Source organism: Photorhabdus asymbiotica, from assembly GCF_003634575.1.
Lineage (GTDB): Bacteria > Pseudomonadota > Gammaproteobacteria > Enterobacterales > Enterobacteriaceae > Photorhabdus > Photorhabdus asymbiotica.
This window is the reverse complement of sequence record NZ_RBLJ01000002.1, coordinates 12,874-24,563: the sequence shown is the minus strand read 5'-3', so window position 1 is coordinate 24,563 and position 11,690 is coordinate 12,874. Positions and strand designations below refer to the sequence as shown.

The following is an 11,690-nucleotide window of genomic DNA, read 5'->3' as shown; positions in this document are numbered from 1 at the left end:
ATTAAATATGTTTTCTGGAGTTAATCATGAACGAAACTCGTTATAATGCAACTGTACAAGAACAACAAACATTATCTAATCCAAAAGCTGTTGGACCTGACATCGATAAATTAAAGGATAAATTTAAAGAGGGCAGTATTCCCCTGCAAACCGATTTCAATGAGTTAATTGATATTGCCGATATTGGACGTAAAGCCTGTGGTCAAGCGCCACAACAAAATGGCCCAGGAGAAGGATTGAAATTGGCTGATGACGGTACGCTTAATTTAAAAATAGGCACTTTTTCCAATAAAGACTTTTCTCCATTAATATTAAAAGATGATGTTTTATCTGTAGATCTTGGTAGTGGTCTGACTAATGAAACCAATGGAATCTGTGTCGGTCAGGGCGATGGTATTACAGTTAACACTAGCAATGTAGCTGTAAAACAAGGTAACGGAATTAGCGTTACTAGTAGTGGTGGTGTTGCCGTTAAAGTTAGTGCTAATAAGGGACTTAGCGTTGATAGTAGTGGTGTTGCAGTTAAAGTTAATACTGATAAGGGAATTAGCGTTGATGGTAATGGTGTTGCAGTTAAAGTTAATACTAGTAAAGGAATTAGCGTTGATAATACAGGTGTTGCAGTTATAGCTAATGCTAGTAAGGGAATTAGCGTTGATGGTAGTGGTGTTGCAGTTATAGCTAATACTAGTAAAGGAATTAGCGTTGATGGTAGTGGTGTTGCAGTTATAGCTAATACTAGTAAAGGAATTAGCGTTGATAATACAGGTGTTGCAGTTATAGCTAATGCTAGTAAGGGAATTAGCGTTGATGGTAGTGGTGTTGCAGTTATAGCTAATACTAGTAAAGGAATTAGCGTTGATGGTAGTGGTGTTGCAGTTATAGCTAATACTAGTAAAGGAATTAGCGTTGATAGTAGTGGTGTTGCAGTTAAAGTTAAAGCTAATGGCGGAATTAAAGTAGATGCTAATGGTGTTGCAATTGATCCTAATAATGTACTCCCCAAGGGAGTGATTGTAATGTTCTCTGGCAGTACTGCACCAACTGGTTGGGCGTTATGTGATGGCAATAATGGTACACCAAATTTAATCGATCGATTTATTTTAGGTGGGAAAGGGACTGATATTAATGGAGTGAGTACTAATACAGCTTCAGGTACTAAAAATAGTAAGTTATTCGATTTCAGTTCTGATGAAGCTACATTAACTATTGATGGTAAAACACTGGGGAGAGCATTATCGTTACAGCAAATACCTAATCATGCACACTTTAGTGGAATAATTATGGATACAGAGAAAGTTAATTATTATGGAAGTAAAAAAATCACAACAAATGTGTGGGGTGTAACAACAGGAGATAATACTTCAGTACGATATATTTATAAGTCATCAGGTGTACTTGACTCTAACAATAATGTCTCCAACAGTACCTTAGGCGGAAACAGTCTGCAGACGCACGATCATGATATTAAGATAACGGGCACAGGAAAACATTCTCACAAAAACAAAGTAACAGTCCCTTATTATATTCTGGCTTTCATCATAAAGCTTTAATATATATGAAAAATTGAAAATATAAATTATCCATTAATAATAAAGAGGATATTAGCATGACTTCGGAGCCAAATCTGTTAAACCGGATTACAATTACTATTGAAGCTAATAATCAACAAGTAGCTAGAAAAGTATTGCATGGCTCCTTGCTTAATCAAGCTAATATAAATAAATTATTTAATTCATACTTTAATGAATATGAAATTAATAGGGGTGTTTATTTAGAAACATTAATCCTGAATCTTGGTACGATAAATTTCCATGATTTTAATTCATTGTTTCCTACTCTCCTAAAAGCTGCATTGAATAAAGAATTCAGTCAATATCAGATAAACAACCATAGGGAAGAAATGCTATTTAATGAGACAATATCAAATCAAGCTACTGATAAGTCTTACATATTTGGCGATAACAAATTAATTGATGCAGAGAATTTCATTCACTTTTTATATCAAAAGCATTCCACATTAAATCTAGTAGAAGCAATGGGAAATAATGGTATTGAAAAATTAACAAATCAGTTAACACAAATAGAAAATAAATTTGCGTTATTATTGGCAAAAAGTTGTTTGTCTGAGGAAGGCTTAAAACGACTCTTGGCTATCAAACAACCCGATTTATTAATCGCTATCAATCGCAGATTATCTGAAAGAATAAATAGACCACAATATCAGGAGAAGCTTGTTTCCTGCGGACAACTGATATTTAGTGCTCTGGGATATATACAACAGTACAATATACAGGAAATTCCTAAACCGGATGAAAAAGTTATTGCACGCATAACAACTGAACTTAATAATAATGGTTTGCTTAATACAATACCTATTATTACACTATTTCGTCAGAGTGGGATTAACGATTCATCACTAAATGATTGGCTAAAGAAAATCTGGCAGGTGAGATCAATTTCACAGTTATGCAGAAAGTATCTTTCTGCTAAGGAATACCAATATCTGTCAGAACATTTTGTTTCAAAGAGCGTCGATAAAAATAGATATGATGAAGAGCCCGTAAATCAGAGCATATTATCAAGGTTGAATAATAATTCCATTAAAGAAGGAAATAATCACAGTCAACTCTGTACTCTCAGTAGACTATATTCTGAACCCGTTGTATTACCTGAACAAACCATTCTACGTCAGGTTAGTAATACAGTAGATCAGAGCATATTATCAAGGTTGAATAATGCCTCCATTAAAGAAGGAAATAACCAAAGTCAACTTCGCACTCTCAGTAGACTATATTCTGAGCCCGTTGCATTACCTGAACAAACCATTCCACGTCAGGTTAGTAATACAGGTATATTAATTCTATGGCCAATGCTACCTACACTATTTAACCAGCTTGGTCTACTTGAGAAAAAGAAATTTATCCATCGTCAGGCCCAGTTTAATGCCGTTGATTTTCTTGATTACCTGATTTGGGGAACCGAAGATGTGAAAGTGGAACGAAAGGTTTTGAATAATGTTCTATGTGGGTTAATGGCTGATGAAATTACTGAACCAATGCCTATTGAACCAGAAAAACAATGGATAATAATTCAATGGCTGGACGCTATTATCTCCCAACTTTCTGGCTGGAAAAAGTTAAGTCGTAATGACGTCCGTCAATTATTTCTACAACGACCAGGAGAATTACTGATCAATGAACAGGAAATTAAAATCACAATACAGCAACAACCATTTGATGCTCTGTTAACTGATTGGCCGTGGCCAATGAATATGGCTTGTTTTAGCTGGTTGAGTCAACCATTAACCATTACGTGGTTATAACCATTGACCACAATGACTTAGTCTGAGTAAAAAATATGAATATATCGCCTGTTTTTTATGATTCATTGAATCAGGATAACGACCGTGATCTATCGTTTTTATTTAGCGAACTGGAACGAATAGATCTCGCTCTTCAACACCATTTTTATTGTGTAGAAAGTCAGCGAAGTGAGCTCCTGGATGAGTTTCTGCTCACTGAGGCGGAAGTGGTGACCAGGCTGGATAAGCCACTTGGTAAACCTCATTGGATAAATGATGATTATCTGGCGATATCGCAAAAGGGCAATGTAAGCCTAATGGCAGCGTCCAGATTAATGGATCTGATCGAACGCTTTGAACTGACTGATTTTGAGCGCGATGTTTTACTATTAGGCTTATTGCCCCATTTTGATAGCCGCTATTATCGACTGTTTTCGCTGATTCAAGGGGGACAACAGGGTCGATTACCTTCTTTTGCGCTGGCATTGGAACTGTTTTGCCACTCGGCGCTGGAGAAACAGGTACAGCAAGCGAGTTTTCTGCACCGGGCACCTTTGATGGGTTGCCAGCTATTATCCATCGATACTAGTCAAAAAACGCTGGCCTGGCTCCAGACTCCCTTTATTACTGACAGCGGGGTATATCACTTTTTACTGGGGCATCACTACATTATGCCGGCTTTAGAACATTGTGCTGAGTGGTTAACACCGACAGGGATTGGCTGTTATCCTGAAGGATTAAAACAAGTACTGGGTAACGTATTGTTATCTGACAACGATAATATTAGACCGATTGTCTTATTACGGGGAATGGCCGGCAGTGCCAGAGCTTATACCATTACTAATATGATGGCTTCAGAAGGGAAGCAAACACTGCTGGTAGATATATCCAAACTTGCTGATAGCGATGAAAAAAACATTATTCTTCAGATAAAGCATATTTTGCGGGAAACCCGCATGCATGGAGCATGTTTATTATTACGGAATTTTTGCTTGTTAGTGGAACAGAATAAACAACTATTGGACTCCCTGTCAGAGTTATTGAATCAACCTGAATTAAGAATTGTTTGCCTGATTGAGCCTTATTCCCCATTGGTATGGCTGAAAAAGATACCGGTATTACTGATTGAGATGCCACTTTTAACGCCTGCGGAAAAAGCCAGATTGTTAATTGCCAGCTTACCGGATAATTGTTCCGAGGATATTGATACGATAACTTTAAGCCAGCGTTACACTTTTAACCCAGAAACCCTGCCATTGATTTTGCAAGAGGCCCAGCTTTATCAACAGCAGCGAGATCCGCTGGATATCTTGCAGCAATGCGATATACGCCAGGCATTAAATTTGCGTGCTCAACAAAATTTCGGTCAATTGGCACAGCGGATTATTCCTAAGCGCTCATTAAAGGATTTATTGGTATCCGATGAGATTGCTCAGCAGTTACGGGAAATACTCATAGCAATTAAGTATCGGGAACAGGTTCTGGCGGGAGGGTTTAAAGATAAAATTGCCTATGGCACTGGTATCAGCGCCCTGTTTTATGGTGATTCAGGCACTGGAAAAACCATGGCAGCAGAAGTGATTGCTGACCACATTGGCGTTGACTTAATAAAAGTGGATTTATCTACAGTAGTGAATAAATACATCGGTGAAACAGAAAAAAACTTATCCCGTATTTTCGATTTGGCGGAACAGGATGCAGGGGTATTATTCTTTGATGAAGCTGACGCACTGTTTGGTAAACGCAGTGAAACTAAAGATTCCCAGGACAGACATGCCAATATTGAAGTTTCTTACTTATTACAGCGCCTGGAGAATTACCCGGGTCTGGTCATTTTATCCACCAATAATCGTGGTCATTTAGACAGTGCTTTTAATCGTCGTTTTACTTTCATTACCCGTTTTACTTACCCGGATGAAAAAATCCGTAAAAAAATGTGGCAGGAAATTTGGCCTAGAAATATAAAAATATCGGAAGATATCGATTTTAACGAATTAGCTCAACGAACAAGCGTGACTGGCGCGAATATCCGCAATATTGCTTTATTGTCTTCATTCTTTGCTTCAGAGCAGGGGAATGATGAAGTCAGTAATGAAAATATTGAAATTGCATTGAAGCGTGAATTAGCTAAAGTCGGACGATTAACATTTTAAAAGTTATCACAATGAAAGTATTGAAATATTAAATAAATTTATTACCAAAAAGTTATCACGATATAATTTAAGAGAGGTTTTTTATGTTAAACACGCAAACTATTATTGATGTCAATAAGGCAATGGATGCCATGCTGCGCGCATATCTGAATCAAGATATTGCCATTCGTTTTGATCTACCTGAATTGGATACTATGCAATCTGATGCGATGGTAAGTATCTTTCTTTATGACATTCATGAAGATTTACAGCTTCGCTCGGCAGAATCAAGAGGGTTTGATGTTTATGCCGGGAGGTTATTGCCTGGTTGGGTAAATATTAAATGTAACTATCTGATTACCTATTGGGAAGCTTCTAAGCCAGCGACTGATGCCAGCAGTCCGGATAGCCAACCTGATAACCAGGCAATACAAGTGATGTCACAAGTATTAAATGCCTTGATTAATAATCGTCAATTGGCAGGTATTCCTGGTGCTTATACTCAGGTTGTACCGCCTAAAGAGAGTTTAAATAGCCTGGGGAATTTCTGGCAATCACTGGGTAATCGCCCACGGCTTTCTCTCAATTATTCAGTGACAGTACCTGTTAGCCTAAACGATGGTCAGGATAGCGCGACTCCGGTTACCGCGGTTTCTTCTACAGTGGAACAAACGGCATCGCTCAGTCAAGAAGTGGTTAGTCATGCTTTACGCGAATTACTCATTACGGAATTAGGAGGAGGAGAGGATAACCGGTTGGTACTGAGTAAAGTTGAATTATCCGCAGTGAAAGAGACGATGACTCAAGACAGTCCGGCTCAGATGATTATATTGTTGTCTGTTTCAGGCATTACACGACAGGAATATTTGAAGGAAATTGATAATATCTTTGATCGTTGGGTAAATAATGCTGAAGTTATTACCACTATTGATGATTGTGGGATTAGAATTGAAAGTATAACGAAAGATAATCTTGTAGGAATTTAAATTTTTTTAATTAAATAAAGGAATTAATATTGATTTGATAGAGCATGTAATCAATAACTTCTATGAAAATGTTGAAAAACAATACACGGAAACACTTAACTTACAATTAAATTGTTAAAGGAGATGATGATAAGAATGGTCAGTCACCAGATAAAATGATCTCTGGTCAATTTTAGGAAAGCTGAAAAAACCTGACCAAATGCGTCGTAAATTCTATGCTTAGAAAGACTCGGTGCCAGTGTAATACCTAAGATATGGTTTTTATTTCCATATCTGTTCGAAAACTTAGAAATAACAAGTTCAACAATAACCAGGGACTTTAAATATGCCTAGATATGCTAATTATCAGATAAACCCCAAACAGAATATTAAAAATTCACATGGGAAATCTTCATCGTCAGATTTTTCTAGTGGGTACCTTTCATTCTCAAATAATTCGCTTGATGACCCTTTTATTCGGCAGCAAGTTAAGAGAGAATTTATTTGGGAGGGACATATGAAGGAGATTGAAGAAGCTTCAAGATTAGGTAATTTTGCTGTCAGTTTTCGGGCTGCGGGCGGGCCAACACTCAGAGCTTTGGGCAAAGGTGCGGCAGCCAAGGGGCATGATATTTTGGAAAAAACCATTAAACCCGGCTCAATTAACAAAGCTTATCCCAAAGACGAAGCTTCAGATGTAATAAAGAAAGTACAGGAAGCGGGTATTGAAGGCTATGTAGGCCATTGGGATAAAAAAACTGGCCGCCTTTTGGGTATTTACATGAGTAGTGGTCACGGTTTATCAGATGAACAGGTCAATGGAAAAATTTATCCTATAGACTTAAACAATCTGGAAGCGAGTCTCTCAGCCTTGAAAGCAAAAGAGAACTGGGCTGCACTACCTTTTACTGGTGACTATGATATGCATGATATGATTAGTTTCACAGGTCAACCTCATTCAGTACCATCCAACTCATCAGAGGAAAGGAAAATTATAGATCGCATTAACCGATTGGTTGCTCGATCTGATTCAAACCGGCCATTTGGAGATATAGAGCATAATGTTATCAGGCATGGAGCCCAGGTAAGCTACCCGGCTTTTGCTATGGATAAAGAAAAAGAGGAAATAAAAAAACACGGGGGGATTGTCAAGGCTGTTGCTGAACCCGGTGAATTTCCTGTCGCTATTGTTAGCAAAGGAAAATGGACAATTGCCAACAACATTGATGAACTAAATCAGTTTTATAATAGTATCGGTGCAAAAATGAAAGTGAGCTGGAAGCCGGGTGCTGAAAATCCTGGATTCGTTTCTAATCCACAAAGACCGGGCATGGCCAGATTTAGCCGGAAAAGATGATATGGATTTTCATGTCATCAGGAGAATATTCAAAATTCTGTGTCACACAAAATATTTTACAGCGTAATCACACCATTAAGAGGGGCATCAAAATAAATGGTTAACTGGGACAATGTTGAATTTCATTTTTATAAGGCATTGTCCGTATTATCCACCATCCAGATCAACGGATTCAGATGGTGTAAAGAAAGCATATAGCTGGTAGGTAAAATTAAGAAGTGTAGTTTTATAAAGTATTAATGGAGAACGATGAATTTAAAGTAAATGGAGGAAGGTTAGTTTCACTATCAAATTACAGGACCAAAAATATGGAGTATTCCATCTTCTTTGGTGAATTAAGTCTTGAAGACTTCAACAAATATTGCCTGGAACTATGGGCCTGTGAATGGTATTGGAGTATCATTTATAACGACTATTTCGATAGGAAATTTAAAGTCTTGTTGAAAATGACTAATCGTCTAAAAGTATGTCTGGAGAAATAGGTTTAATCTCTATATTTAACGGTTTTATTTTCATCTATTTACTAATGGTAAATTTTTTTACTCTTTGAATATATTGGTGAGTTTGTTATCCCCATTAGTTACCAGGGTATTATTAATGAGTGAAATTCAATTTTATTGATATTAAAGTCAAATTTACAAATGATGACTTTATTATTTTTTATTTATTAATTTTAAATTATTTTTTGTTAATCTTTACTATAAATGAATTTTTTGCTTGCATGGACTTGATTTTTTTATATATAACATTGACAAATATTAATTCATATATATGATTGTTATAGTGAGTTATTTAATTGATTCGACTAACAATTTCATTGTAATTTTTCAAGATAGCAGTCAATTGCTATAACAAGCATCTTTCTCGTCAAAGGAAAATGTGTATGGCCTATAAGCAGCAACTTGAAAGATGAAGGATATAATGATGATTAACTTAACGGAGAGTAGATATTAGAAGTAGTAGAAGGACAATTTAAGACTTTATACCCATTAAAACAAAGGGGTAAAATAATGATGTTTGATGAAAATTTAGAATGTGTTAATCACGAAATTATCAATGAAAAATTAGATACGAAAATTCACCTTGCTAATCCTTATGCCTTTTGGGGGGGAAGGGTAAATGAGAATATAAATGGGTTAATTAAACAACATTCTTTAAGAGGAACTGACTTTAATAAAATTTTTAACCGGAAGATAAATTTTTTTGTAAATGGAATAAATAATTGCCCCCGAAAAACTCGGAATATAAAACCCCCTAATTAATTATTTAAAGGAATAAGAGTTTATTTGCTCGTAGAGTAATTATGTTCCATTAATATGCTAAATTGCTCAGTAAAGTTATTAACTTTTTTTCAACGCCAGTGAATAAGTCTGTTTTATTAAATAAGGAGTTCAGGTGTTTATTTCAAAAGAATTATCAAGCTTTATTGCTGTAGCTAAAAATAAATCAATAAATAAAGCAACAACGGAACTTTTTATTACACAGTCACCGATTTGCCGAAGCTTAAAAAAACTGGAATTTTCATTAGGTGTAAAACTCTTTGTAAGAAAAAGCCAGGGATTGGCTTTAACAGAAGAAGGAGAATGCTTATATAATAAAGTTTTGTCAATTTGTGAACGGCTTCAAGAAATAGAAGGTGACTACAAGAATGAAAAATCAACATACAATGATCTATATCAAAAAAATATATGAGGTTCTAATATAATAAGCGGTTCTAGATAACTAAAGTCATCTATTACCAATATCTGTATACTCAGTGAAAGTTTTGTCTTCTAGGTAAGTTTTCATAATAGTGACATACCTTATTTTTTCATCTGGGTGTCTCTCATCCTGAAGAATGGGTGATATAGTTGAAATAACTCAGTTCGTTTTGTGGTTTACGATTTTTGGCGGATCACAAAAATAGGGCTGAGTCCCTTCAAGTGAGTTTTGAAATATACAATTATACCCTTCATCCTTTAAGTTGTTGCTTTGTTGGCTGTTTTCATTCACCTCAGTCACATAGTTATCTATGCTCCTGAGGATTCGTTCACTTGCCGTCGTGCTGCAACTCGAAATCTATTGGGTATATATGTAATTTTCATATTCTGTTTCATTTTAACGGTATTATTTAAATATTTATATTTAGAACATTAGGTTATTAGAATAGATAATTTTAGGTAAATGTAATTAATTCAACCATCACGGAGAGTTTATCAATGTTAAAATATGCTAATCCTCAGACCGTAGCCACACAACGTACTAAAAATACTGCGAAGAAACCGCCATCATCAACCTCTTTTGATGGGCACCTTGAACTTTCAAATGGTGAAAACCAGCCTTACGAAGGCCATAAGATTAGGAAAATCAAAGGATTGAGACAACATCTTGCGGATAGGAGTCTTAATAAAGGGCATATTTCCCCGTTGATGAATAAGGGATTATTAGTAGGTAGTAAGGATGTGTCAATTGACATCCCAGTTATAGCTCATCGTTATGACAGCAGCCATCAACTTACAGATGCGGAGCCTTTGAAAGCTGATAGTCACTCCAATCATCTAGACCCTTTTTATGGTGTTATTGCAGGATTTCGTGGTGATCAGGTGACATCATCAGAGTCGGGTTCAGGATCAATAGGCGTACATTGGGGGAAAAATACGCTGGATTCCAATATTATGGGTGTTAATGTGGTTAATGGTGCATCGGGAACCGTGGGAATAAGAATTGCTTTGAAGGATATTCAGCATGGGTCCCCGGTTATTGTCACGTCTGGAGCATTGAGCGGTTGTACTATGGTATATTCGGTGAAAAATGGCTATTTTTTTGCCTATCATACGGGGCAGAAACCGGGTAATAATGAATGGAAAACAGGCAGGCAGGGTGTTGTTGCTACCTATCTGAGCCATCAAGCCCTTTCGCCGGATAGTGAACCTATGACGGTTGGTGAACAGAATAACGATTTAGTGAATATTTTTGCAAATTATGATCAGAGTGTTATTACCTATATGGGAAAACCGGGAGTGCTGATTGATAAAATGGCAGAAAATGTTGGTGTTTTTAATTATGACGAAATTAAGCCTGAAAAACCTGCTATTAGAGCTGGCTACAGTTATGCGTTGCTGGCTAAGGACGATAAAGGAAAGGTGAACGTTAAGGTACTATCGGAAGATGTTATCGTTTCATCAGGTAAGCAGGGAAATACTGTTAAGGCCATTAATTCACTTAAAAAACGGTTGTTATAATTTTGCCCAATGAGGGCAGGAGGTACGGATTTTCATTAGCACTTATCGAAGCGGATATATGTTTGTGACTACATTGTCAGAAAATTTCATTCATCAACTTGAATTAGAACAGTGTCCATATAACTTATTTAGAATAAAGGAAGGAAATTAATCTTAGATACAATGATAAGGGAAATAAAATAGAAAGTAGAGTTAATTGTATTAATAAGGTGCTGGAGCTTTACTTACAAAATATCAATGATTTTTGGTTTCGTATAAGTAATTAATTTAGAGTAATGAAAAATTATTTGTGGGTTAAATTTTATTTATTGAAAATTCATTGGTTTATTTTATGAAATAGGAAGGTAATAGCGGTATTATTCGGTTGAAATAACCGTATAGATAAATAGTAGGATTTAGATAAATTATTTCATATATGACAATTTTTACTATTATATGGGGTTTGTAAATGTTTAAATATAAAAAGCTTCTTTATTTAAGAAAATATTTAGAAGATTTGGCGATCATGCTGGATATGTGCATATTACTGATTATACCCGTCATCTTTCAAGTTGCCTCTTTGTTGGCTACACTCACTCACCCCGGTCACATAGTTATCTATGCTCCCGGGGATTCGTTCCCTTGCCGTCGCGATGCATCTTGAAATCCATAGGGTATATAATAGTATCAATTAAATGATTTCTCATTTATTTGGATAAAATCTTGGGAGGT

General features: G+C 36.1%; 10 protein-coding genes. 8 read left to right on the top strand and 2 right to left on the bottom strand.

Annotated elements, in window-relative coordinates:
- Positions 1–26 precede the first annotated feature (26 nt).
- The 7 genes from BDD30_RS06825 to BDD30_RS06790 all read left to right on the top strand — a co-directional run bounded on the left by BDD30_RS06825 (position 27) and on the right by BDD30_RS06790 (position 9,450).
- The gene (locus BDD30_RS06825) at positions 27–1,553 is read left to right on the top strand and encodes a tail fiber protein (protein ID WP_015835460.1); all 1,527 of its coding nucleotides are present in this window, start codon (positions 27–29) and stop codon (positions 1,551–1,553) included.
- Between the two features lie 56 nt (positions 1,554–1,609).
- A complete protein-coding gene (locus tag BDD30_RS06820; protein ID WP_015835459.1) occupies positions 1,610–3,325 on the top strand; it encodes a contractile injection system tape measure protein in 1,716 nt (571 codons plus the stop codon).
- A 35-nt stretch (positions 3,326–3,360) separates the two neighbouring features.
- The gene (locus tag BDD30_RS06815; RefSeq protein WP_015835458.1) at positions 3,361–5,457 is read left to right on the top strand and encodes an ATP-binding protein; all 2,097 of its coding nucleotides are present in this window, start codon (positions 3,361–3,363) and stop codon (positions 5,455–5,457) included.
- An 83-nt stretch (positions 5,458–5,540) separates the two neighbouring features.
- Positions 5,541–6,422 carry a Pvc16 family protein gene (locus BDD30_RS06810; RefSeq protein ID WP_015835457.1) on the top strand — a complete coding sequence of 294 codons (882 nt, stop codon included), beginning with the start codon at positions 5,541–5,543 and terminating at the stop codon, positions 6,420–6,422.
- 496 nt (positions 6,423–6,918) lie between these two features.
- Positions 6,919–7,758: an Insecticial toxin gene (locus tag BDD30_RS06805; RefSeq protein WP_231849147.1), complete on the top strand. Its 840-nt coding sequence runs from the start codon at positions 6,919–6,921 to the stop codon at positions 7,756–7,758.
- Between the two features lie 1,010 nt (positions 7,759–8,768).
- The gene (locus BDD30_RS06795) at positions 8,769–9,020 is read left to right on the top strand and encodes a hypothetical protein (protein WP_049795217.1); all 252 of its coding nucleotides are present in this window, start codon (positions 8,769–8,771) and stop codon (positions 9,018–9,020) included.
- A 133-nt stretch (positions 9,021–9,153) separates the two neighbouring features.
- Positions 9,154–9,450 carry a LysR family transcriptional regulator gene (locus BDD30_RS06790; protein ID WP_015835452.1) on the top strand — a complete coding sequence of 99 codons (297 nt, stop codon included), beginning with the start codon at positions 9,154–9,156 and terminating at the stop codon, positions 9,448–9,450.
- Positions 9,451–9,618: 168 nt separating this feature from the next.
- On the opposite strand, the gene BDD30_RS23505 is transcribed toward BDD30_RS06790, so the two are convergent.
- On the bottom strand, positions 9,619–9,759 hold the full coding sequence (locus tag BDD30_RS23505; RefSeq protein WP_170152948.1) for a hypothetical protein: 141 nt from the start codon (positions 9,757–9,759) through the stop codon (positions 9,619–9,621).
- 197 nt (positions 9,760–9,956) lie between these two features.
- Here BDD30_RS23505 and BDD30_RS06780 point away from each other — a divergent pair, with 197 nt between their 5' ends.
- Entirely contained in the window at positions 9,957–10,979 is a 1,023-nt protein-coding gene (locus tag BDD30_RS06780; RefSeq protein ID WP_015835451.1) for a cytotoxic necrotizing factor Rho-activating domain-containing protein, read from the top strand.
- Positions 10,980–11,502: 523 nt separating this feature from the next.
- On the opposite strand, the gene BDD30_RS23500 is transcribed toward BDD30_RS06780, so the two are convergent.
- Positions 11,503–11,649, bottom strand: coding sequence for a hypothetical protein (locus BDD30_RS23500; protein WP_170152947.1), 147 nt, complete (start codon positions 11,647–11,649; stop codon positions 11,503–11,505).
- Between the last annotated feature and the right edge of the window lie 41 nt (positions 11,650–11,690).

Bases quoted from the DNA above. Each gene is read 5' to 3' on its own strand.
- BDD30_RS06825 (WP_015835460.1), top strand. From the start codon at position 27: ATGAACGAAACTCGTTATAATGCAACTGTACAAGAACAACAAACATTA.
- BDD30_RS06795 (WP_049795217.1), top strand. From the start codon at position 8,769: ATGATGTTTGATGAAAATTTAGAATGTGTTAATCACGAAATTATCAAT.
- BDD30_RS06805 (WP_231849147.1), top strand. From the start codon at position 6,919: ATGAAGGAGATTGAAGAAGCTTCAAGATTAGGTAATTTTGCTGTCAGT.
- BDD30_RS06810 (WP_015835457.1), top strand. From the start codon at position 5,541: ATGTTAAACACGCAAACTATTATTGATGTCAATAAGGCAATGGATGCC.
- BDD30_RS06820 (WP_015835459.1), top strand. From the start codon at position 1,610: ATGACTTCGGAGCCAAATCTGTTAAACCGGATTACAATTACTATTGAA.
- BDD30_RS06815 (WP_015835458.1), top strand. From the start codon at position 3,361: ATGAATATATCGCCTGTTTTTTATGATTCATTGAATCAGGATAACGAC.
- BDD30_RS06780 (WP_015835451.1), top strand. From the start codon at position 9,957: ATGTTAAAATATGCTAATCCTCAGACCGTAGCCACACAACGTACTAAA.